At 67.4% G+C, this 24,208-nt stretch carries 13 protein-coding genes and 3 rRNA genes; 6 read left to right on the plus strand and 10 right to left on the minus strand.

Features of this window, described 5'->3' with window-relative positions:
• The first annotated feature begins 147 nt into the window (after nt 1-147).
• Together J2S57_RS09365 and gnd are read left to right on the plus strand one after the other, a co-directional pair.
• On the plus strand, nt 148-747 hold the full coding sequence (locus J2S57_RS09365; RefSeq protein WP_307240601.1) for a hypothetical protein: 600 nt from the start codon (nt 148-150) through the stop codon (nt 745-747).
• Between the two features lie 140 nt (nt 748-887).
• Nucleotides 888-2,351, plus strand: coding sequence for an NADP-dependent phosphogluconate dehydrogenase (gnd, locus tag J2S57_RS09370; protein WP_307240603.1), 1,464 nt, complete (start codon nt 888-890; stop codon nt 2,349-2,351).
• 43 nt (nt 2,352-2,394) lie between these two features.
• On the opposite strand, the gene ilvA is transcribed toward gnd, so the two are convergent.
• Nucleotides 2,395-3,672, minus strand: a complete 1,278-nt coding sequence (ilvA, locus tag J2S57_RS09375; protein ID WP_307240605.1) for a threonine ammonia-lyase IlvA — start codon at nt 3,670-3,672, stop codon at nt 2,395-2,397.
• Nucleotides 3,673-3,849: 177 nt separating this feature from the next.
• Here ilvA and J2S57_RS09380 point away from each other — a divergent pair, with 177 nt between their 5' ends.
• Both J2S57_RS09380 and J2S57_RS09385 read left to right on the plus strand, forming a co-directional pair.
• Complete coding sequence (locus tag J2S57_RS09380; RefSeq protein WP_307240607.1) at nt 3,850-5,316, plus strand: hypothetical protein; 1,467 nt, start codon at nt 3,850-3,852, stop codon at nt 5,314-5,316.
• Between the two features lie 168 nt (nt 5,317-5,484).
• The gene (locus J2S57_RS09385) at nt 5,485-7,539 is read left to right on the plus strand and encodes a S9 family peptidase (RefSeq protein WP_307240609.1); all 2,055 of its coding nucleotides are present in this window, start codon (nt 5,485-5,487) and stop codon (nt 7,537-7,539) included.
• Nucleotides 7,540-7,687: 148 nt separating this feature from the next.
• Here J2S57_RS09385 and rrf read toward each other — a convergent pair.
• The 5 genes from rrf to J2S57_RS09410 form a co-directional block, all read right to left on the minus strand.
• Nucleotides 7,688-7,804: ribosomal RNA gene (gene rrf, locus J2S57_RS09390) — 5S ribosomal RNA — on the minus strand.
• Between the two features lie 102 nt (nt 7,805-7,906).
• Nucleotides 7,907-11,034: ribosomal RNA gene (locus J2S57_RS09395) — 23S ribosomal RNA — on the minus strand.
• Nucleotides 11,035-11,472: 438 nt separating this feature from the next.
• Nucleotides 11,473-12,989 (minus strand): 16S ribosomal RNA (locus tag J2S57_RS09400).
• The 16S, 23S and 5S rRNA genes sit together here, the layout of an rRNA operon.
• An 842-nt stretch (nt 12,990-13,831) precedes the next feature.
• Nucleotides 13,832-14,116 (minus strand): hypothetical protein, encoded by a 285-nt coding sequence (locus J2S57_RS09405; RefSeq protein WP_307240611.1) that lies wholly within the window; start codon nt 14,114-14,116, stop codon nt 13,832-13,834.
• 687 nt (nt 14,117-14,803) lie between these two features.
• Nucleotides 14,804-16,369, minus strand: coding sequence for a methyl-accepting chemotaxis protein (locus J2S57_RS09410; protein ID WP_307240613.1), 1,566 nt, complete (start codon nt 16,367-16,369; stop codon nt 14,804-14,806).
• A gap of 209 nt (nt 16,370-16,578) precedes the next feature.
• Here J2S57_RS09410 and J2S57_RS09415 point away from each other — a divergent pair, with 209 nt between their 5' ends.
• Nucleotides 16,579-17,559, plus strand: coding sequence for a TIGR03557 family F420-dependent LLM class oxidoreductase (locus J2S57_RS09415; RefSeq protein WP_370882607.1), 981 nt, complete (start codon nt 16,579-16,581; stop codon nt 17,557-17,559).
• Here the strand turns inward: J2S57_RS09415 and J2S57_RS09420 are convergent.
• Both J2S57_RS09420 and J2S57_RS09425 read right to left on the minus strand, forming a co-directional pair.
• Nucleotides 17,511-18,632, minus strand: a complete 1,122-nt coding sequence (locus J2S57_RS09420; protein WP_307240618.1) for a carboxylate-amine ligase — start codon at nt 18,630-18,632, stop codon at nt 17,511-17,513. The two genes, J2S57_RS09415 and J2S57_RS09420, sit on opposite strands and share 49 nt — an antisense overlap.
• Before the next feature lie 88 nt (nt 18,633-18,720).
• Nucleotides 18,721-19,611, minus strand: a complete 891-nt coding sequence (locus J2S57_RS09425) for a hypothetical protein (protein ID WP_307240620.1) — start codon at nt 19,609-19,611, stop codon at nt 18,721-18,723.
• A gap of 224 nt (nt 19,612-19,835) precedes the next feature.
• Here J2S57_RS09425 and J2S57_RS09430 point away from each other — a divergent pair, with 224 nt between their 5' ends.
• Nucleotides 19,836-22,217: a putative bifunctional diguanylate cyclase/phosphodiesterase gene (locus J2S57_RS09430; RefSeq protein ID WP_307240622.1), complete on the plus strand. Its 2,382-nt coding sequence runs from the start codon at nt 19,836-19,838 to the stop codon at nt 22,215-22,217.
• Here J2S57_RS09430 and J2S57_RS09435 read toward each other — a convergent pair.
• On the minus strand, nt 22,183-23,016 hold the full coding sequence (locus J2S57_RS09435) for an alpha/beta fold hydrolase (RefSeq protein WP_307240624.1): 834 nt from the start codon (nt 23,014-23,016) through the stop codon (nt 22,183-22,185). The two genes, J2S57_RS09430 and J2S57_RS09435, sit on opposite strands and share 35 nt — an antisense overlap.
• 178 nt (nt 23,017-23,194) lie before the next feature.
• Nucleotides 23,195-24,184, minus strand: a complete 990-nt coding sequence (locus tag J2S57_RS09440; protein WP_307240626.1) for a LacI family DNA-binding transcriptional regulator — start codon at nt 24,182-24,184, stop codon at nt 23,195-23,197.
• Nucleotides 24,185-24,208 lie beyond the last annotated feature (24 nt).

A 24,208-nucleotide genomic window follows, 5' to 3' on the forward strand; every position in this document is an offset into this window, starting at 1 on the left:
TCGCCGCCGGTCAGGGCCCAGATGCACGACCGGTGCCGGACCCGGGCAGCGCGGCGGATTGATATGCAACCGCCGGGTCCGGGATAATTCTTCCGGCTGACGAAAACGGCCAACCGGGGTATCACGGCCGAAAGGGTGGTTGCGCTGATGGCAGGCGAGCGGACCGGTCCGAGCACGCCCACGATCGTGCTGATCGCGGTACTGGCGACGCCCGTGGTGCTGATCCTGATCTTCTGGATGATCGGCAGCGGCGGGAGCGACACCGCCGCCGCCAAGGCCGACCTGCCCAACCTCGTGGGCAAGGGACTGGAGTGGGCCAAGGACAAGGCCGACACCTCCGGTTTCGGCGACGTCGAGACCCATGACGCGCTGGGCCGCGACCGCCGCTGGAGCGACGACAAAGACTGGGTGGTCTGCTTCCAGACCCCCGCCGCCGGTTCCGCCGACAAAGACGCCAAGGTCGAGCTGGGCGCGGTGAAGATCGACGAGAAGTGCCCGTCGTCCGACCAGGCGCTCTACAAGGTCGCCACCACCGAGATGCCCGATCTGAAGAACCGCACCGCCTACATGGCGGGTCAGATCCTCGGCGAGAAGGCCAGCGTGCGCTTCATCGACAAGGAAGACGGCGACGACGTCGACGGCAACCTCGGCGACTGGCGGGTCTGCTCCCAGGAGCCCAAGGCGGGCGAGGAGTTCGACGGCGTGCCGGTCAGCGCCCTGGTCGTTCCCTACGAGGAACGCTGCTGAGCGAAGAACGGCGCGCGGTCCCAGGGACTGACAGGGCCACCCTTCTCCTCTTTCACAATAACTCTGCGTAGGTAGCCTGGCAGAGCGAGGTTCTGATCCAACCCCGCTCTGCCCGACCGCCGCGGAGACTGAGGAGAACGGTGAGCGCCGAGAACGAGAAGACGACCGGCACGGCCAACATCGGGGTGACGGGCCTCGCCGTCATGGGCCGCAACCTGGCCCGGAACCTGGCCCGCCACGGCCATACCGTGGCCGTGCACAACCGCACCTACGCGCGCACCGAGAGCCTGGTGAAAGACCACGGCGACGAGGGCACGTTCGTCCCCTCCGAGTCGCTCGAAGACTTCGTCGGCTCGCTGCAGAAACCCCGCGTCGTCATCGTGATGGTGAAGGCCGGCCCGGGCACCGACGCCGTCATCGACGAACTGGTGCCGCTGCTCGAAGAGGGCGACATCGTCGTCGACACCGGCAACGCGCACTTCGCCGACACCCGCCGCCGCGAGGAAGCGCTCAAGGCCCGGGGCCTGCATTTCGTCGGCTGCGGGGTCAGCGGCGGTGAGGAGGGGGCTCTGCTCGGGCCGAGCATCATGCCCGGCGGCTCGACGTGGGCCTACGACCGGCTCGGCCCGATGTTCGAGTCGATCGCCGCCCAGGTCGACGGCACCCCCTGCTGCACCCACATCGGCCCCGACGGCGCCGGCCACTTCGTGAAGATGGTGCACAACGGCATCGAGTACGCCGACATGCAGCTCATCGCCGAGGCCTACGACCTGCTGCGTCAGGGACTGGGCGCCACGCCCGGCGAGATCGCCGACATCTTCCGCACCTGGAACGAGGGCGACCTGGAGTCGTTCCTCATCGAGATCGCCGTCGACGTGCTCAGCCACACCGACGCCCGCACCGGAAACCCCTTCGTGGACGTGGTTCTCGACCAGGCCGAGCAGAAGGGCACCGGCCGCTGGACCGTCCAGAACGCCCTCGAGCTGGGCGTTCCGATCACCGGCATCGCCGAGGCCACGTTCGCGCGCTCGCTGTCGGGGCACGCGGCCCAGCGCGAGGCCGCTCAGCAGGCCTTCGGCTCGGGCGTGACCGACGGCTGGGTGAGCGCCGAAGACCGGGACGCGTTCGTCGAAGACGTCCGCGCCGCGCTCTACGCCTCCAAAGTGGTCGCCTACGCCCAGGGTTTCGACCACATCCAGGCCGGGAGCGAAGAGTTCGGCTGGGACATCGACCGGGGCCGGACCGCCACCATCTGGCGCGGCGGGTGCATCATCCGGGCCCGCTTCCTCGACCGCATCCGCGAGGCCTACGACAGCAACGCCGAGCTCGAGAGCCTGCTGGTGGCCCCGTACTTCGCCGACGCGGTGAAGAACGGCGCCGGCGCCTGGCGCCGGGTCGTGGTCGCCGCCGCCACGAACGGCGTCGCCACCCCGGCGTTCTCGTCGTCCCTGGCGTACTACGACGGCCTGCGCCGCGACCGGCTCCCGGCCGCGCTGATCCAGGGCCTGCGTGATCTGTTCGGCGCCCACACCTACAAGCGGGTCGACGGCGAGGGCTCGTTCCACACGCTGTGGGCGGGCGACAAGTCCGAGATCGAGAGCTGAAACGAGTGTCCCCCTAGCCCCTTCGGGCTGGGGGGACCGCCCTTCACAGCAGGTATCGAAACAGCGGGCTGTCCGCCGGGATCTTCTCGATGTTCGGCGGTGAGGCCTCCATCCGGGCCAGCAACGCCCCCAGGTCGTCGGGGCGGCCCAGCTCGATCCCGACCAGCGCCGGGCCGACCTCGCGGTTGCTGCGCTTCACGTACTCGAACAACGTGATGTCGTCGTCCGCGCCCAGCACGTCGTCGAGAAAACGACGCAGGGCACCCGGTTCCTGCGGAAAGTCGACCAGGAAGTAGTGCTTTCGGCCCTCGTGGATCAGGGCCCGCTCGACCACCTCGGCGTACCGGCTGACGTCGTTGTTGCCGCCGCTCAGCATCACCAGCACACTCGCGCCGGGCTGCGGGCGCACCACGTCACCCAGCGCCGCCGCGGCCAGCGCCCCGGCCGGCTCGGCGATGATGCCGTCCGACTGGTAGAGATCCAGCATCTCGGTGCAGACCCGGCCCTCGGCCACGCTGACCACCTCGACCTTGGTGTCCCGCACGATCGGGAAGGTGACGTCCCCGGCCCGGCGCACGGCCGCCCCGTCCACGAACGCGTCCACCTCCGGCAGCGTCACCGGCTCCCCCGCCCGCAGCGCGGCCGCCATGCAGGCCGCCCCGGCCGGCTCGACCCCGACGAGCCGCACACCCGGGTGCCGTTCGGCCAGCCAGACCGCGGTACCGGCGAGCAGACCGCCACCTCCGACCGGCACCACCACGACGTCGGGCCGGGCCTCGCCCAGCTCCTCGAGCTGCTCGAACGCCTCGGCGACGGCCGTGCCCTGCCCCGCCACCGTCCACCCGTGATCGAAGGCCGGCACCAGCGTGGCCCCGGTACGCGCCGCGTCCGCAACCGCCTCGGCCGCCGCGTCGTCGTAGGTGTTGCCCAGCACCCGCACGTCCACCAGGTCGCCCCCCAGCACCGCGATCCGGTCGCGCTTCTGCCGCGGCGTGGTGCGAGGCAGGTACACCCGGCCGTGCACCCCGAGCTTGCCGCAGGCGTACGCCAGCCCCTGGGCGTGATTGCCGGCGCTCGCGCAGACCACCCCGGCCGCACGCGCCGACGGCTCCAGCTGCGCGATCAGGTTGTAGGCGCCGCGCACCTTGTACGACCGCACCGGCTGCAGGTCTTCCCGCTTCACCCAGACCCGGCCGCCCGTGCGCGCGCCGAGTCGGTCGAGCGACTGCAGCGCAGTGGGGGACAGAACGGTCGAGAGCCGTTGCCGCGCCTGGTCCACGTCGTGCGCGGTCACCCCGGCCTGATCCGAACTCGTCGCCATGAGGCGCAAGGTTAGGCCTCCCTTCGCTGTCCGTGCCCGCCCGTCTCAGGGTGTGGCCCTCCCGGGGGATGAATGCGATCTGGATGGCCCGGCCGGGTGACCGGCGAGTTCAGCTTTCCGGCCCGGCGGTCGACGGCGTTGGGGTCGTGCGCCCCGGAGAGATGGAGATGCCCCCGAATGGTCCGTCGTGTCCTGGCCACTGGAGCCATCGGAACCGTCGCCCTCGCGATGCTGCTCGGCCCGGGGGCCGCGCTCGCCCACGCCGCCGATGACGACACCGCGCCGGCGCCCACGCTGAGTGCGACGTCCGTGCGCGCGGGCACCTCGTTCACCGTCACCCCGCCGCAGAGCTGTCCCTCCGCCTACGGCCAGCAGGGCGTCCTCATCACCTACTCGGACGCCGAGGACACCACCTACCAGCTCGGCCTGCTGATGACCGACGACAACGGCAACTGGGGCCCGGCCACGGTGCGGCTGCCGGTCACCGGGCCGGACGGGGCCGGGGGCTGGGACCCGTCCTCCGTGACCGCGGGCACGGGCACCGTCGACGTGCTCTGCCTGAGCTCGGAGTACGTGACCGCGGCCGCCCCGGCCACGTTCTCCTCGCTCTCCGGCGCCTCGAGCTCCCCTACCCGGCTGGTCCGGACCGCCCCCGACGACGACGGGGACAGTGACGACGGTGACGATGCGGACGACGGCACCACCCTGACCTACGCCCCGGCCGCCCTCACCTCCGCCGGCCGCGCGGCGAGGATCAGCGCGAAACCCGCTCTCGCACAGCCCGGTGACTCCCTCACCGTGGCCCCGGTCGACGTCTGCGGCGCTCCCGCCACCACCGCCCGCATCCAGGTCAGCCCGGTCGCCCTGGCCGACGACGACCCGGGCGACTCCGACGACGACGGATCCGGCGACGGAGACACCGGCGACGACAGCGACGACATCGACGGCCTGGGCGCCGGGGCCGACCCCAGCGCCGTGGCCACCACCGAGGTCGACGTCTCCAACGGCACCTGGGGCTCGACCAGGCTCCCGCTCCCCGACGACGCCCCGCTCGGCGACTACGGCATCACCGTCGACTGCCTGGACTCCTCCCAGGAGATCAGCAGCCGCTACGAGTCCGCCCCGCTCGCCCTCGGCACTCTGAAGGCGGCCGCCCCGGTCTGCTCGGCCAAGGGTGCGACCGTGCGCCTGACCGGCACCTACCCGGGCACGCTGGCCACCGGGACCGGCGACGAGACCGAACTGCCCAGCACCCTGAAGCTTTCCGGCACCGGCCCGTGGAACGTGGCACTGAACTCGGCCCTCACCGACGGCGCCCTGCTGCGCCAGAAGGTCGCCTGCCCCGAGCCCGACTACGAGCTCACCGTCACCAAGCCCTCCGTCACCTCGAAGGGCCTGGTGCGCGCCCGGATCTGCAACACCGGCGACGGCACCGTCACCGCCCTGCTCCAGGTCGCCGGCAAGAACCGTAAGTTCGCCACCGTGGAACGCACGTCGCTGAACGACGGGGACTGCGCCTGGCTCGACGGCGGCAAGGTGAAGAGGGGCGGTTCCGCCAGCGCCCGCGTCGTCCTCGACCCGGTGGGCAAGGGCACGGCCGACCAGGAGGTGGCCACCACCTTCACCGTCCGGAGGAAGGGCTAGAGACCACCGACGAGGGACGCCGGCCACGGCCGGAGGGCGCCGGCTCCCATCCCCGGCGCTCCCGGGCCGAGAGGCACGGGCCGGCGTCCCTCGCTCGGGTCACCAGGTCGGCGCGGTCCCTGCATCTCCGGAGGTCGGGCACCACCCATCCGCAGTAGCGTTTCCGGCATGAGCGACTCCCCGGGTTCCCAGCTCCCCGTCGTCCCCTACGGCGCCTGGCCCTCACCGATCAGTGCGGCCGACCTGGTCTCCGGGGTCACCCGGCCCATCGACGTGTGGCCCGGTCGCACCGGCACCTGGTGGTCGCAGTCGCGCCCCGACCAGGGAGGGCGCGAGCAGCTGGTGTTCCGGCCGGCCGACGGAGGCGACGCGACCAGCATCGTCGACCTCCTCGGCCCCGACTGGAACGCCCGCAGCCGCGTGCACGAGTACGGTGGCGCCGCCTGGTGGGTCGCGGACGACGTGGTGTTCGCGGTCAGCTACGACGACCAGCGCCTCTACCGGGCCGAACCGGGCCGGCGTCCGGTGCCCATCACTCCCACCCCGCCGTCGAAGGGCGCGTGGAGGTACGCGGACGGACGACTGACCCCCGACGGTCGCACCGTCATCTGTGTGCGGGAGACGCACGAGGGCGATGACGTCCGCAACGAGATCGTCGCCCTCCCCTCCGCCCCCGGTGACACCACGGACACAGCTCCCCGCGTGCTGGTCGGCGGCACCGACTTCGTCGCCGCACCCCGGATCAGCCCCGACGGCCGGCACCTGGTCTGGATCGAGTGGCAGCACCCGAACATGCCGTGGGACAGCACTTCCCTGTGGATCGCGGAGATCGTGCCCGAGGCGGGCTCGCTCACGCTCGCGGACGTTCGCCTTCTCGCCGGTGCACCTCGCACCGGGCACGGCCGACCCGCGAGCCGCGACGGGCAGGCGCTCATGCAGCCCGCTTTCGGTGCGGACGGCCGGCTGTACGTCATCTCCGACGTGTCGGAGTGGTGGAACGTCTACCAGGTCGACGAGAACAGCGGCGAGTTCACCCCGGTGCTCCCGCTGCGCTCCGAAGTCGGTTCTCCGGCCTGGCGTTTCGGCGACAGTGACTACACGATCGATACCGATGGACGCGTCTGGCTCACTTACACGGACGCGGAGGGCGCCAATCTGGTCCGGGTGGACGGGGATTCACCCGAGACGCACCCCCTGCCGTTCGGGTCGCTCGACAGCCTGCGCCTCTCGCCCGACGGTTCCCGGCTCACCGCGATCGCCACGCAGGCTACCGCCGAGGCAGTCGTCATCGAGCTCCGCGTCGACACGAAGGGCCGCCCGGCCTGGACCGTTCTGAGCGAGGTGACCGACAACGACCTCGATCCGCTCGGCATCTCGGTGCCCCGGCACGTCACCTTCCCGAGCGTCGGCGGACGTGACGCCCACGCCCACCTCTACCTCCCGGCCTCCGCCGTCGCGCGCGGTCCCGAAGACGCCCGCCCGCCACTCATCGTGACCGTGCACGGCGGCCCGACCTCGGCCGCCGGATCGGGTTTCCGCCTGCAGACGCAGTACTGGACCAGCCGCGGCTTCGCCGTCATCGACGTCAACTACGGCGGCAGCACCGGCTACGGGCGGGCCTACCGCAAGCTCCTCGACGGCAACTGGGGCGTCGTCGATGTCGAAGACGCCTGCGCCGCCGCTCTCTGGGTGGCGGGTCAGGGGCTGGCGGACGCGTCGCGACTCGCCATCCGAGGTGGAAGTGCCGGCGGGTACACGGTTCTCGCCTCGCTGGCCACGCGTGACGTGTTCACCGCGGGCGCGAGTCTCTACGGCGTCGCCGATCTCAGTGCCCTGGCCCGGGACACGCACAAGTTCGAGTCCCGGTATCTCGACGGGCTGGTCGGGCCCTGGCCGCAGGCCGAGAAGATCTACACCGAACGCTCCCCTCTGACACACATCGACGGCTTCGATCGCCCGCTCATCGTGCTGCAGGGTGAGGAGGACGAGGTCGTCCCGCCGGCCCAGGCCGAGATGATCGTGGCCGCGCTGGCCTCCAAGCAGGTGCCGCACAGCTATCTGCTCTTCGCGGGCGAGCAGCACGGGTTCCGCCGGGCCGAGAACATCGTTCGGGCGATCGAGTCGGAGCTCTCGTTCTACGGGCAGGTCTTCGGTTTCGATCCGGCCGGTATCGCTGATCCGGTGCGTATCCGGTTCGGCGAGAGCCTCAGGCGCACGCGGTAGCGACGGTCGTTGGTGTCGTGCGGCTGATTCCGGTCGCACGACACCAACGGGGGACGTGGTGGTCACGGCAAACGCAGAAGTGGCGGCCCGCGCCGCTCCAGCCTTTTTCAGGCTGGGCGGGGGCCGCCACTTCTGTCTTTCAATGATTGTCCGGCGATGTCCTACTCTCCCACACCGTAACCAGTGCAGTACCATCGGCGCAGGCAGGCTTAGCTTCCGGGTTCGGAATGAGACCGGGCGTTTCCCTGCCGCTATGATCGCCGTAACTCTACCGGCACAACCAGCCACCCTCAGGGTGGGCGTGGTCGTTTCCCGTGAACCGCATAGTGGACGTGAACAATCTTTACGCGCTCAACTCAACGAGTGAGTGAGTAAGTCATCGGCATATTAGTACCGGTCAGCTTCACAAGTCTTCAGTCCTTGCTTCCACATCCGGCCTATCAACCCAGTAGTCTGGCTGGGAGCCTCTCACACCTCGAGGGTGCATGGAAACCTCATCTTGAAGCGAGCTTCCCGCTTAGATGCCTTCAGCGGTTATCCCTTCCGAACGTAGCTAACCAGCGGTGCCCTTGGCAGGACAACTGGCACACCAGAGGTTCGTCCGTCCCGGTCCTCTCGTACTAGGGACAGCCCTTCTCAAGTTTCCAACGCGCGCAGCGGATAGGGACCGAACTGTCTCACGACGTTCTAAACCCAGCTCGCGTACCGCTTTAATGGGCGAACAGCCCAACCCTTGGGACCTACTCCAGCCCCAGGATGCGACGAGCCGACATCGAGGTGCCAAACCATGCCGTCGATATGGACTCTTGGGCAAGATCAGCCTGTTATCCCCGGGGTACCTTTTATCCGTTGAGCGACAGCGCTTCCACAAGCCACTGCCGGATCACTAGTCCCGACTTTCGTCCCTGCTCGACCTGTCGGTCTCACAGTCAAGCTCCCTTGTGCACTTACACTCGACACCTGATTGCCAACCAGGCTGAGGGAACCTTTGGGCGCCTCCGTTACTCTTTAGGAGGCAACCGCCCCAGTTAAACTACCCACCAGGCACTGTCCCTGATCCGGATCACGGACCAAAGTTAGACATCCAGAACGACCAGAGTGGTATTTCAACGTCGACTCCACCAACACTAGCGTGCCGGCTTCACAGTCTCCCACCTATCCTACACAAGCCGTACCGAACACCAATACCAAGCTATAGTAAAGGTCCCGGGGTCTTTCCGTCCTGCTGCGCGTAACGAGCATCTTTACTCGTAGTGCAATTTCGCCGAGTTCGCGGTTGAGACAGCGGAGAAGTCGTTACGCCATTCGTGCAGGTCGGAACTTACCCGACAAGGAATTTCGCTACCTTAGGATGGTTATAGTTACCACCGCCGTTTACTGGCGCTTAAGTTCTCAGCTTCGCCCTTACGAGCTAACCGGTCCCCTTAACGTTCCAGCACCGGGCAGGCGTCAGTCCGTATACATCGTCTTGCGACTTCGCACGGACCTGTGTTTTTAGTAAACAGTCGCTTCTCCCTGGTCTCTGCGGCCCTCAAACGCTCACCGGAGCAAGTCCAGGTCACGCCTCAGGCCCCCCTTCTCCCGAAGTTACGGGGGCATTTTGCCGAGTTCCTTAACCACGATTCACTCGATCGCCTTAGTATTCTCTACCTGACCACCTGAGTCGGTTTAGGGTACGGGCGGCTCGAACCTCGCTAGATGCTTTTCTCGACAGCATAGGATCACCCACTTCCCGCCAATGCGGTCATCATCACATCTCAGGCTCATCATCAAAGAAAGAACTGCGGATTTGCCTACAGCTCGCCCTACATGCTTAAACGTGGACAACCATCGCCACGCGGAGGCTACCTTCCTGTGTCACACCATCGCTTAACTACTACCAGTCCAGGTCACAGGCTCAACTCCTTCGGCCCGAAAGCCGGCAGAGCATCACGAGTTTAGTATCGCTGGGTTCGCTATGGGCGGTTCTACGCCGGTACGGGAATATCAACCCGTTGTCCATCGACTACGCCTGTCGGCCTCGCCTTAGGTCCCGACTTACCCAGGGCGGATTAGCCTGGCCCTGGAACCCTTGGTCATTCGGCGGACGGGTTTCTCACCCGTCTTTCGCTACTCATGCCTGCATTCTCACTCGTGTGGCGTCCACGCCTGGGTCACCCCGACGCTTCACTCGCCACACGACGCTCCCCTACCCATCCCAACACCTGAAAAACTCATCAAGGAGAATCTAGGTCATTGCTGGAATGCCACAGCTTCGGCGGTGTACTTGAGCCCCGCTACATTGTCGGCGCGGAATCACTTGACCAGTGAGCTATTACGCACTCTTTAAAGGGTGGCTGCTTCTAAGCCAACCTCCTGGTTGTCACAGCAACTCCACATCCTTTCCCACTTAGCACACGCTTAGGGGCCTTAGCTGGTGATCTGGGCTGTTTCCCTCTCGACTACGAAGCTTATCCCCCGCAGTCTCACTGCCACGCTCTCACTTACCGGCATTCGGAGTTTGGCTGACGTCAGTAACCTTGTAGGGCCCATTAGCCATCCAGTAGCTCTACCTCCGGCAAGAAACACGCAACGCTGCACCTAAATGCATTTCGGGGAGAACCAGCTATCACGGAGTTTGATTGGCCTTTCACCCCTACCCACAGCTCATCCCCCAGGTTTTCAACCCTGGTGGGTTCGGTCCTCCACGCGGTCTTACCCGCGCTTCAACCTGGCCATGGGTAGATCACTCCGCTTCGGGTCTAGAGCATGCGACTGAATCGCCCTATTCGGACTCGCTTTCGCTACGGCTACCCCACACGGGTTAACCTCGCCACACACCACTAACTCGCAGGCTCATTCTTCAAAAGGCACGCCGTCACCCCGCAAGGCTCCGACGGATTGTAGGCACACGGTTTCAGGTACTATTTCACTCCCCTCCCGGGGTACTTTTCATCTTTCCCTCACGGTACTAGTCCGCTATCGGTCACCAGGGAGTATTTAGGCTTAGCAGGTGGTCCTGCCAGATTCACACGAGATTCCACGAGCCCCGTGCTACTTGGGAAACCATTAAGTGAGACCATGACATTTCGTCTACGGGACTAACACCCTCTACGGTCGCCCATTCAATGACGTTCGACTATGACATGATTTTCTGACTCACCCGACACTCGACAGCGCGCCGAAAACAGCTCCCACAACCCCGGACATGCAACGCCTGTCAGCTATCACACACGCCCGGTTTGGCCTCATCCGCTTTCGCTCGCCACTACTCACGGAATCACTGTTGTTTTCTCTTCCTGACGGTACTGAGATGTTTCACTTCCCGTCGTGCCCTCCCAACACCCTATATATTCAGGTGCAGGTGACTGGACTTGCCTCCAGCCGGGTTACCCCATTCGGAAATCCTCGAATCACAGCTCGGTTGCCAGCTCCTCGAGGCTTATCGCAGGCTCCTACGTCCTTCATCGGCTCCTGGTGCCAAGACATCCACCGTGTGCCCTTAAAAACTTACCAACACACCCCACCCACAAAGGGCAGGATGCACTCGGAAAAATTAAGCACAGAATTAAAGATGCTCACGTCCACTATGCAGTTCACAAGCAACGAACACACACAACCCTCAAGCTCACCAATTACCCCACCGCCGGCACGAGACCCGCTGCGAGGCACTGTGATGAAGGACTGTCATGCCTTCGGAAAGAAGCTCTTCCAAGCCTCAGACCCAAGTTCACGGCCCACCAGACTGTTTCCAGCCTCGTGGTCCGCTCCCTCAGGACCCAACAGTGCATCCCCATCTCCGCCCCGGAGATGAGAGCCAACCGATGTTCCACCCTTGAGCAGCCACCCCGCAACTAGCGGTCACCGGAATGGATGACCGTCATCGCGCAGGCAATGGCATACCTCTGAACCATCAACCAGCCTGAGCCGGTGAGGTTTTCGAGTGCTCCTTAGAAAGGAGGTGATCCAGCCGCACCTTCCGGTACGGCTACCTTGTTACGACTTCGTCCTAATCGCCAGTCCCACCTTCGACGACTCCCTCCCTTACGGGTTAGGCCATCGGCTTCGGGTGTTACCGACTTTCATGACGTGACGGGCGGTGTGTACAAGGCCCGGGAACGTATTCACCGCAGCGTTGCTGATCTGCGATTACTAGCGACTCCGACTTCACGGGGTCGAGTTGCAGACCCCGATCCGAACTGAGACCAGCTTTTTGGGATTCGCTCCACCTCACGGTCTCGCAGCCCTTTGTACTGGCCATTGTAGCATGCGTGAAGCCCAAGACATAAGGGGCATGATGATTTGACGTCATCCCCACCTTCCTCCGAGTTGACCCCGGCAGTCTCCCATGAGTCCCCACCATAACGTGCTGGCAACATGGAACGAGGGTTGCGCTCGTTGCGGGACTTAACCCAACATCTCACGACACGAGCTGACGACAACCATGCACCACCTGTGAGGCGCCCTTGCGGACCCCGTATCTCTACGAGTTTTCACCCCATGTCAAGCCTTGGTAAGGTTCTTCGCGTTGCATCGAATTAATCCGCATGCTCCGCCGCTTGTGCGGGCCCCCGTCAATTCCTTTGAGTTTTAGCCTTGCGGCCGTACTCCCCAGGCGGGGCGCTTAATGCGTTAGCTGCGGCGCAGAACACGTGGAATGTGCCCCACACCTAGCGCCCAACGTTTACGGCATGGACTACCAGGGTATCTAATCCTGTTCGCTCCCCATGCTTTCGCTCCTCAGCGTCAGTAGTGGCCCAGAGACCCGCCTTCGCCACCGGTGTTCCTCCTGATATCTGCGCATTTCACCGCTACACCAGGAATTCCAGTCTCCCCTACCACACTCTAGCCTGCCCGTACCCACTGCACGCCCAGAGTTAAGCCCTAGGTTTTCACAGCAGACGCGACAGACCGCCTACGAGCTCTTTACGCCCAATAATTCCGGACAACGCTTGCACCCTACGTATTACCGCGGCTGCTGGCACGTAGTTAGCCGGTGCTTCTTCTGCAGGTACCGTCACTTGCGCTTCTTCCCTGCTGAAAGAGGTTTACGACCCGAAGGCCTTCATCCCTCACGCGGCGTCGCTGCGTCAGGCTTTCGCCCATTGCGCAATATTCCCCACTGCTGCCTCCCGTAGGAGTCTGGGCCGTGTCTCAGTCCCAGTGTGGCCGGTCGCCCTCTCAGGCCGGCTACCCGTCGTCGCCTTGGTAGGCCATTACCCCACCAACAAGCTGATAGGCCGCGAGCTCATCCCTGACCGAAAAACTTTCCACACACAGACCATGCAGCCATGTGTCATATCCGGTATTAGCCACCGTTTCCCGTGGTTATCCCAGAGTCAGAGGCAGATTACTCACGTGTTACTCACCCGTTCGCCACTGATCCCCTCCGAAGAGGTTCACCGTTCGACTTGCATGTGTTAAGCACGCCGCCAGCGTTCGTCCTGAGCCAGGATCAAACTCTCCGTAAATAATCTTCTAGGAAGACTTTTAGCGAAGTGTTGCAAGAATCCTGACCAACAACTCCGATCCCGTTACCCAGACCACCGACGGGGGTCGATGACCTGCAGAACCGAAGACCATTAGCCAGAGACCATCCCAATCGGGACAATCATTTGGCATCGGTTGTTCAGATGCACTGTTGAGTTCTCAAGGAGCGGACGCTCAGAACTTCCTGCCTTTCGGCGTTCCGTCCTGGCGACGTTGTAGAACATTACTGCCGTGTTGCCACCGGGTCAAATCCGTGTTTCGCGGTTATGACCGGCGTTCGAGCTTTTCCTTTTCGACATGTTCAGTCCGTGCCACACATTCCGACCAGCGGAGGCATGTCACTGACGTTCACAGGCCTTGAAGGAGATGTTGGGACTTCGCGACCGGCCACCGTGGTGTCCGTTTCTCGCGTTCTCAACGAGCCAGAACGTTACGGACCGCAGCCGGGCTGAGTCAAATCGCCGCGCCGTCCACCGCTCAAACCCCGTTCACCTGCGGTTTCACCAGCGTGCAGGCGTGTCCTGCTCGCCGGAAGCCACTTTTCGGCCCCCGCTGTGCGCGCGGTCACGCGACATCCGCCCTGGTCGGATCACCTGCAGCGGCCCGGCGAATGCCTGCCGGCAGCTGCCGGCCAACCACTCTCCGTAGCCGCAGCTCCTCCGGTGAGGTCAGCCCCCAACCCGCCCCTGACGTTCACGCACCAGCGGACCCGACCACCACGTCCCTCATTGCCGTCCGCGCTGAGGAAGCCCGTGCATCCGGACAGCAGAAGAGCTCCCCGTCAACACCGACGGGGAGCTCTGATGACGTGGAACGGAAGAACTCAGGTGGCCGGCGGGAGCGGCGGGCGGTGCATGGCAATGCCGTGGTGCAGCTGCTCATGGATGCGCAGCAGATGCGCCGCCTCTTCGCGGCTGAACGGGCCTCCTGTGAGCTCGCACTGTGAGCACACCATGACCGTGCGTGCGCTGCCCTTCTTCAGGACGCGCTGTGCGAACGAACGGGCGCGATCCCCCAGCGGACGGCGCGACCCTGCACCGACCGGACCGGTGACCAGCACCGGTTTCTTCTCCGAGTCGCTGTGAACAGCGAGATCCTTGGAACGCATCAGGCCACCATAGTCCTCTCGCGCACCCCTTGGGCAGGAACGAAAACCGTTGTGTAACAACCCTCACGGCTACACCGGGCCATGTCGTCACGCTCCGCGTTGTTCATTTCAATAGTGTCATATCGCCTTGTGCCGCAACGAGGAACAGCATAGGCCCACCCGATCGGCACAGCCACACCTAAGGGATTCTGCGTAATTTCGCGCAAAGGGTGGCGCGGAAACCCGCTCGGGTGTAGATGGCTGCGGGCGAAATCGGTCATCGGTGCGTGAAAATGACTTTGACACCGGCGATCCCGGCTTTCACCAGGGCGAATCCGATTCCGGCCCAGAGTGCGGCCGTGGAGACCCGGCCGGTTGCTGAGACGTTCGACGGCAAGCCCGGTTCCGGCCGACCGCAGCACCAGCAGGGCACCGGCGGTGATCTCCGCGGGCCGGGCGCCGATCGAGTGCAGCGTCAGGCTCCCTCAGATCATCGCCGGCACCACTGCGAAGGTGAGAATAGGTGTGGCGTCCCGTCTTTTCGCCAGCAGGTGGCTCGGCGCCGGAACGCCCGGGTGCGGGCCAGGGCCCGAAGGCGCGAGGTGCGGCCGTTTCGGCCTGACCGGAAGCCGTGCCGAAACGGTACGCACCGCGTCGCCTCAGCCCCCGGAAGCCGCACCTCGCTCCCGGGAGCTCAGACTCAGGAGCTCAGTACCTGAAGCCCGCCACCAGACGCGAGAGTTCGTCACTCATCCCGGCCAGTTCCCGGGCGCTCTCCTCGGCCTGGCCGATGGTCGCCGTGGTGGTGTCCGCGGCGGCGGCCACCCCGGAGATGTTGCGCGCGATCTCGCTGGAACCGTCGGCCGCGGTGGCGACCCCGGCGTTGATGCTCTGCGTGGTGGCGGTCTGCTCCTCCACCGCCGAGGCGATGGTGGTCTGGAACTCGTTGATCTGCGCGATCACGTTCGCGATCTCGGTGATGGCCGAGGTGGCGCTGTCCGCGTCCTCCTGGATGGTCTCCACCCGCTTGGAGATGTCCTCGGTCGCCCGGGCCGTCTCCTGGGCCAGCTGCTTGACCTCGTCCGCGACCACGGCGAAGCCCTTGCCCGCGTCCCCCGCCCGCGCCGCCTCGATAGTGGCGTTCAGGGCCAGCAGGTTGGTCTGCTCCGCGATCGACGTGATCAGCTTGACCACGTCACCGATCTCCCGTGAGCTGTCGCCCAGCTTGTTCATCGTGCCGGTGGTCGACTCCACGGCTGCCACCGCACCGGTCGCGACCCGGGCCGCCTCCTGCGCGTTGCGGGCGATCTCGGCGATCGAGACCGTCATCTCCTCACCACCGGCCGCCACGGACTGCACGTTGGTGGACACCTCGTCGGCGGTCCGGGAGACCACACCGGCCTGCTCGGAGGTCTGGGTGGCCGAACGGCTCACCTCGCCGGCCACCTGGGTCAGACCGCCGGAGGCGCCACGCAGCCGCTCCGAGGTGGCCCCGATGGCGGTGAAGACGGTCCGGATCCGGCCGGTCGCGTCGTCCAGCGCGGCCGAGATGTCCGCGATCTCGTCGTTGCCGTGGTCGTCGATCTTCTGCGAGAGGTCGCCCGCGGCAACGCTCTTCGTCACCTCGACGGCCCGGCGCACGCGCCGCGTGATGGCCCGCGAGAGCGTCACCGTGGACGCCACCACGATCGCCACACCGGCCACCAGCACGGCCAGGATCACGATGTTCATCGTGCGGAACTTGGCGTTCGCCTGCCCCTCGAGCTCGGTCGAGGCCTGCTCGAGCACGTCCGAGGCGTTGCCCACGGCCTCGTCGGTGGCGTCGTTGGCGGTCTGGATCGCCTCGTAGTCCCGGCGGGCCGCGACCTGGTTGCTCACCGCGGCGTCGATGACCACGCCGATGGCCTTCGTGTAGTCGCCGAACGCGGAGCGCATCCCGTCGACCATCTGCTTGTCGTCGTCGTGCAGCGGCAGCGCGTCGAGCTTGCCGAACAGCTCGTCCACGGTGGCGGTGTCGTCGGTCAGGTCCTGCTTGAGGTCCGCCGGGCTCGGTGAGAGCAGGGCCTTGTACCCGTCCACCTTGAGCTCACTGGCCCGGGTATCGAGCTGCCGGATCACCGCGAGCGCCTTCAGATGCGTACGCTCCTGCCCCTGAAGGTCTTTCACCTGCGCGGCGAGCATGAGTGCCGCGACGTTGCTGAGGACGGCGACGGCCAGGCCGATGCCTCCCAGCAGAGCCAGTCTCCGACCTATCGTGAATCTGATTCCGCGCACCGCAGCCGCCTTCGACGCCAGTTCGCCTCGCCACCGTGGAGAGGCCCGTGACTCTTTCGGCACCCGGAATCGATCACTGAACCGGGCAGCGGTGAGGGATTCTCGGCATTTCGCCGCTCCCGGCCCCACAAATGCCGCAGGATGAGTCGAAAAGCACGGGGGCAGTTGGGCATGCGGGCCCCGGCGGTCGGTGTCAGGGTCGGACCATGGTGAACCTCGGATACACCCTGATGTGCGAGCAGACCGATCCCCGCAGCCTGGTCCGCGACGCGGCCGACGCCGAGCAGGCCGGGTTCACCCTGGCCGTGACGAGTGATCACTTCTTCCCCTGGCTCGACGCCCAGGGGCACAGCCCGAACGCCTGGGCCACCCTGGGCGCGGTCAGTCAGGTCACCTCCACGCTCGAGCTGATGACCTACGTGACCTGCCCGACCGTGCGCTACCACCCGGCGGTGGTGGCTCAGCAGGCCGCGACGGTGGGCATCCTGAGCGAGGGCCGGTTCACGCTCGGCCTGGGCTCCGGCGAGAACCTGAACGAGCACGTCGTCGGCCGGGGGTGGCCGGGCGTGAACACCCGGCACGAGATGCTCGAGGAGGCCGTCGACATCATCGGAGCGCTCTTCGACGGCGGTTACGTCACCTACGGCGGTAAGCACTTCCACGTCGACTCGGCCAAGCTCTGGGACCTGCCCGACGTGCGGGTGCCGATCGGTGTGGCCGTGAGCGGCAGGCAGTCGGTGGAGGCGTTCGCCCCGAAGGCCGAGGTGATGATCTCGACCGAGCCGGATCCGGAGCTGGGCCGGGGCTGGGACGCCGCGAGCGCGTCCGGTTCCCCGGCGCGCAAGGTGGGGCAGCTGCCGATCTCCTGGGACTCCGACCGGGACGCGGCGGTGCAGCGAGCGCACGAGCAGTTCCGCTGGTTCGCGGGTGGCTGGAAGGTGAACGCGGAGATTCCGTCGACGGCCGGTTTCGACGCGGCGAGCCAGTTCGTGCGGCCGGAGGACGTGGCGGCCCAGATCCCGTGCGGCGCGGACGTGGACGCGGTGGTCAAGGCGCTCGGGCCGTTCGCGGAGGCGGGCTTCACCGACGTGGCGCTGGTGCAGATCGGTGGAGACCGGCAGAAGTCGTTCCTGGAGGCGGCTCAGAGCGAGATCCTGCCCGCCGTCCGTGAGGTGTTCGGAACGAGATAGGGCTCCGGGTGGCCTCGTTCGACGGCGTCGAGCACCACGTCGGCGAGGTCACCGCGTCGGGCGTACACGGCCCGTTGCCGTTCCGCGCCGGTGCCGTGCCGGAGTACCTGCTCGAGCGCGTGCTCCACCCGTTCCAGGTCTCCGTTGCGCACCAGGGCCGGTCTCACCCGGTCGACGAGCTGCTGCACCCGTACCGGGGCCGGAACCCGTTGCCCGGTGAGGGGATCCATGAGCTGCCCGGCGAGTCCGTAGCGGGACGCCCGCCAGGCGGCGCCGCGCAGCAGCTCCGGGCGGGCGGCCGGCCAGGGCCCGTCGTCGACGGCCGACTCGACCAGCGCCCGGCACAGGGCGGCCAGGGGCACAGCGCTGTCGGGTTCGGCGCCGACGTCGGCCACCCGGATCTCGACGGTCGGGTAGCGCGCGGAGAGCCGGGCGTCGAAGTAGACCATGCCGAGGTCGAGGAGCACGCCGGTCTCGATCAGGGTGTCGACGAGGGAGTGGTACTCGTCGGGGTCGCGGAACGGGCCGGTGGGGCCGGAGCTGGGCCAGCGGTCCTGCACCTGGCGCCGGTAGCTGGCGTAGCCGGTGTCGGTGCCGTGCCAGAACGGCGAGTTCGCGCTGAGGGCCAGCAGTACCGAGAGCCAGGGCTGGATGCCGTTGATGGCCCGGATCCCCTCAGCCTCCGACTCGATGCCGACGTGCACGTGGCAGCCGCAGGTGAGCACCTCGGCCGCGGTCGTGCGGTAATCGCTGACCATGCGCCGGTAGCGCTCCTCGGGGTAGAGCGTGGGTTCGGCCATCACCGGGCTGGTCGCCAGCCCGGCCACCCGTACTCCGTGCCCGGCCGCCAGCCGGCTCAGCCCCTGTCGGCGCAGCTCCAGGTCGGAGGCCAGCTCGTCGAGGTCGCGGCGGGGCCGCGATCCGGTCTCGGCCTGTTCCTGCTGCAGTTCGTGCTCGATGCCCTCGTGCGACCCGGCAGTGACCCGCGGCGCGGCGGGACGCGGGACGCCGTGCTCGTCGACCAGGAGGAATTCTTCCTCCACCCCAACCGTGCGCCGTCGGCTCACGCTCATGGCGTCAGTGTGACAACGAACTGCTGGTTGCGCCTCGGGAGCTACATGCGCGGGGCAGCTTCGTGATCGGGCAAGAATCGGGCAAGCCTCAGGCGAGGCAGTCCCGGCCCGCGGTCCCGGCCCGGCTGACCTGGGCCGGGTCGACGGCGAGGCCCAGGGCCAGGCCCTCGGGCCGCACCCCCACCGTCTCGAGGGTTGTGCCCGCAGGCAGGCCCAGGTCGACCGTGCGCGGCTTGAGCCGGCTCTCACCGTTCTCGTCCTGCAGCAGGTCTCCCGTGAGCAGGGAGACCAGGCCGACGCCGACCGTACGGCCGCCCACCACCACCGACTCCGGCGTCGCGGTCAGGGTGTCGCCGCCGGGCTCCAGCCGCACCAGGACCTTCACCGGGCGTCCACCGACCTTCTCGGCCAGGGTGACCGCGAGCAACCCGTCCTGCGCGGTCAGGCTCGCCCCGTTCAGCTCACCGGCGTCCTCGGGGTCCGCCGACGACGTCAGCTTCCCGCTGAGCCCGTCGAAGGGCAGCGTCAGGGCGGCGTGAGCCGAATCCATCGTGGGCGGGTCGCCCAGGCCCACGCCGGTCAGGGTCACCGTCAGCGATCCGAGGGGGATGCCTGAGGACGCGTCGGTGTCACCGGCCGCGGTGGCCGGGGCGGCCACGGCCGCGATCGACGTCGTCGACAGGCCGCTGATGGTGATCCGGTCCACCGTGCGGGAGACGAGCCCCATCAGCAGCGGGGTCTCGCCCAGCGACACCGTGGGACTCAGCGACTCGTCACCGGTGACGCACCGCAGGACCCGGACCACCGCGTCCTTCGTGTAGCGCGTGGCCCACACGTTCGCGCCCACCCCGAGCACCAGGAGCAGCACCACGACCGCGGCCGTGACCGCCGGCCAGCGCCGCTGACGCCGGCCACCGGGCGCAGCACCGTCCGTTCCGACCGCCGCGTCCGCGCCGACCAGGGAGTCTTCTGTGTGCACGTGGTCCTCACGCGTCCGGGAACACTGTCCGCTCACCCATGGAACACCATGGCCGCGGGGGTGCGGCGTGTTCACGCCCACATCCTCCCATCTCATGATTCACCGCCATCCCGGCCACATACCGTGGCACGTGGTTGCACACTGTGGAGGACGGGACGCCGGGCCGGACGGGTGAGCGGAAGCGGAACCGTCCAACCGCTCATTCCCGTGACCGATGGAGAGTCGTGACGCAGCCCCGGTACGCCGCCGGAGCCGGGCGCTGGATCAGCCGCGCCACGGTGACCGGACTCGTGCTGTCGGCCATCACCCTGCTGGGTGCCCTCGGGGCGGTGGCCGTGACGGCCGACGCCCCCTTCGCCGTGGCCGAGGCGGTGAACTGCCTCCTCGCCACCTATCTGGCGGCGGTCACCCTGGTGCTGCTGCGGCGCAACGCCCGGCGCGACCGCACCGAGGAGCACGAGACCCAGGTCTGGCGCTACCTGCTGCTGGGGGCGCTGATCCTCACCGTGGCCGTGCTCGCCGGGCAGGCCGCCGCCCTGCTCGCGCACGGCCCGTACCCTTCCGGCACCGATCTGGGCTGGGTCGTCTTCACGGTCGGCTGCATCGCCGCGGGCCCGTTCTTCTACCAGGGGCTGGTGCGCTGGAAACGGGTGCGCACCGCGCTGGCCGACCCCAACGACATCCTCAACGGCATCGGCGCCTGGATGGTCGTGGTCGCCATCGCCAACGCGGTGCACGAGCCCGGCCTGCACGACGACGCGTTCGTCTTCTGGCGCACCGAGGCCGGGTACGCCCTGATCGGCGCGGGCGTGGTGCTGTTCGGCTCCGCGGTGACCATCGCCAACCTCAACGGGCTGGCCTCCGACGCCCGGGCCTGGCTGCTCACCGGGGCGATGGCCACTCCCCTGGCCGTGGCCCTGGCCCCGCTGGCCCTGGGCAGCGGCCCGCACGCCCACGGCGCCGCGGCCACCCAGGGCCTGATCCTGGTCGCCGCCGCCCTGATCGGCCTGGCCTTCCAGCGCCCGGCCGAACGCTCCGAACTGCTGCCCGCGATGACCGAGACCACCACCGCCAGCGCCCTGACCGTGCTGATCGCCGGGGTGCTCGTGCTCGTCCAGCAGGCACTCACCAGCCGCCACGACGTCCTCGTCACCGGGCTGGCCGCGACCGCCGTGGCCGGGGCCTGCTACCGCTTCGTCACCGTGGTGCGCGACCTCGCCGTGCTGGCCCGGGCCAAGCACGAGGCCCTCACCGACGAGCTCACCGGTGCCGCCAACCGTCGCGCCATGGTGATGGCCATCGACCGCAGCCTGGCCGCGAACACCGAGGTGGCCCTGCTCCTCATCGATCTCGACCGGTTCAAGCTGATCAACGACCGCTACGGGCACTCGGTCGGCGACCGGCTGCTGCAGGACGTCAGTGCCAGCTTCGACCGGCACGTCCCGGCCGGTGGGCTGCTGGCCCGGTTGGGGGGCGACGAGTTCGCCGTGCTGCTCACCGGGGCCGGGGCCGAGCACGCGGACTTCACCGCGCAGCGCCTGGTCGAGGCCGGGGCCACCTACCGCAGCCTGGACGGGCGGCCGCTGCGGGTCTACGCCAGCGTCGGCGTCGCCCACAACGACCACGCGGACATGCCCGGGGTGGAGCTGATGCGCCGCGCCGACGTGGCGATGTACCGGGCCAAGAGCGCCGGCCTCGGGTTCAGCCGGTACGACTCCGACCTGGACGCGGCCGCCCAGGAGGAGCTCGAGCTCTCCGAGGACCTGCAGTGGGTGTTCGCCGACCCGGCCGCGGTCGCCGAGCAGATCCGGGTGTTCTTCCAACCGCAGGTGCGCATCTGCGACCTGGAGGTGGTCGGCGCCGAGGCCCTGGCCCGCTGGGAGCACCCCCGGCACGGTCTGCTGGGTCCGGTCCGGTTCGTCGACCTGGTCGAGAACCAGGGCCTGATGGGCATTCTCACCGAGCGGGTGCTGCACGAGTCGGTCACCCAGTGGCAGCGCTGGCGGGCGGCGGGCCGGTCGCTGCGGGTGTCGGTCAATCTCTCGGCCGGGTTCCTCGCCGAGCCCCGCCTGCTCGAGATCCTCGACGACGTGCTGGCCCGCGACATCGACCCGGCCCAGTTCGTCATGGAGATCACCGAGACCGGCTTCATGGTCGACCCGGTGCTGGCCGCCCGCACGATCCGGGACATGGCCGACCGTGGGTTCGGCATCAGCATCGACGACTACGGCACCGGCTACTCGTCGCTGAGCTACCTCAACGACATCCCGGCGGCCGAACTCAAGATCGACCGCACCTTCACCCACCGCATCCTGGGCGACGAGCGCACGGCCGCCATCGTCGCCGGGACCGCCCAGATCGCCCATCGCCTGGACATGCGCCTGCTCGTCGAGGGCGTGGAGGACGAGGCGACCCTCGCCGCCCTCGGCGGGCTGGGCTGCGACGAGGCGCAGGGCTACCTGTTCGCCGCGCCGCTGCCCACCGACGCGTTCATGACCTGGCTGGACCGGTACCCGGTGCCCGCACCCACGATGGTGACACCGCGGCCCGGCCCGACCACCACGTCCACCGTCACGCCCCTAAGAACTCCAGCAGCGCCTCGTTGAACTCGGTGGCGTGCGTGGCGTTGATGCCGTGCGGGCCGCCCTTGATCACGTGAGCCCGCGCGCCGGGCACGGTTTCGGCCACCCGCTTGCCACTCACCTCGAACGGGACGATGGAGTCGCTGTCGCCGTGGATGACCAGCGTGGGCACGTCGATCTTGGCCACGTCGGGGCGGAAGTCGGTGGTGCCGAACGAGGCGATGCACTCCAGAGTGGCCTTCGGCGAGGCGAAGGCGGCGATCTGCCGGGCGTAGTCCTTCTGGGCCTGGCTGACCAGGTCGCTCTTGCCGCCGGCGGCGAAGAAGTTCTCGATGAACCCCTCCAGGAAGGCCAGCCGGTCGGTGGCCACCCCCTCCTGGAACGACTTGATCGTCTCGTCGTCGAGCCCACCGTCCGGGTTGTCACCCGTCTTGTAGAGGTACGGCGGCACGGCGGCGGCGAAGACGGCCCGGGCCACCCGGTCGGTGCCGTAGGTGCCGATGTACCGGGCGACTTCCCCTCCACCCATCGAGAACCCCACCAGCGTGGCGTCATTGAGCTCGAGGGCGGTCATCAGGGTGTCGAGGTCGGCGGCCAGGGTGTCGTAGTTGTAGCTGTTCCAGGGCTGCGACGACTCGCCGAACCCGCGGCGGTCGTAGGTGATCACCCGGTACCCGGCGGCGACCAGGGCGGGCACCTGGTTCTCCCAGGAGCGGCCGGACAGTGGCCAGCCGTGGATGAGCACGACCGGATCGCCCGACCCCTGGTCGGTGAAGTGCAGTTCGACGCTCTCGACCGGGCTGTTGACGGTGAGCTTGGGCACGTGAATCCTCCGGCGATCGGCGGGACGGTGTCACCGGCGAGCCTAGGGTCCGGCCGGGCTCGCGCCACTCAGATCGTCCAGGCCACAAGAGATTTCGGGCAAATGGACGTTGTGGTCGGCAAGGCGGTCAAGTCACCCTCGGGCCGGTTGCAAGATTTTGCGCGAATCGCGCAAGAAATCAGCGCGACAAACGCCCCGAAGAGGCCCTGATCACCAGCTCCGGCTCGAACAGCAGCTCCCGGTTCGAGGCCGGGCCACCCTCGATCTGACCGGCCATCAGGGTCAGGGCGGCGGCCCCCATCGCCTCGACCGGCTGGCGCACCGTGCTGAGCGGCGGGTCGGCGCAGGTCATCAGGAACGAGTCGTCGGAACCCACCACCGAGAAGTCGCCCGGTACGTCCAGCCCGGCCCGGCGCGCCGCCCGCAGCCCGCCCAGGGCCAGGGTGTCGCTCGCGAAAATGACCGCGGTGGCCTTGCGTTCGATCAGCAGGGAGGCCGCGAGCTGCCCTCCCTCGATCGTGAACATGGCGTGCTCGACCAGCTCGGCCGGGCCGAGATCCGCGAAAACCCTTTTCCGCCGTCGTGACGCCACGTGCCCGGGTGGCCCGACCACCAGCCCGATGCGCTCGTGACCGAGCGAGCGCAGATGGGCATGAGCCGCCCGGGTCGCCGCCTCGTCGTCGATCGAGACTCGTTCGAACGGAAGCTCTTGCGCCGCCGCCCCGACGAGAACCACCGGAATTCCTCGATTCCCGAGCTGAACGAGGAAGTCGTGCGGGACATGGGCGTCACCGCTCGCCCCACCGACGAAGAAGATGCCGGAAACCTCTTGCTCCAGCAGGGTCTGGACGTGGGCGGCCTCGCTGACACCACCCAGCGAACTGATGCACAGCACCGGCGTGTGCCCGAGCCGGGCGACACCGGCCGCCAGCACTTCGGTGAACGCGGCGTGCACCGGGGTCTGCAGTTCGGGCAGCACCAGGCCGACCAGCCGGGTGCGGTCGCCCCGCAGTCGGGTGGGCCGCTCGTAGCCGAGCACGTCGAGCGCGGCGAGCACCGAGTTCCGGGTGGCGTCGGAGACCCCGGGCCGGCCGTTGAGCACCCGGCTGACCGTGGCCTCACTGACGCCGACCTTCCTGGCCACCTCGGCCAGCCGTCGTCGCGTCACGGCAAGAAGAGTACGGGTTCACGC

The sequence above is a fragment of the Kineosporia succinea genome (genome assembly GCF_030811555.1).
Classification (GTDB): Bacteria; Actinomycetota; Actinomycetes; order Actinomycetales; family Kineosporiaceae; genus Kineosporia; species Kineosporia succinea.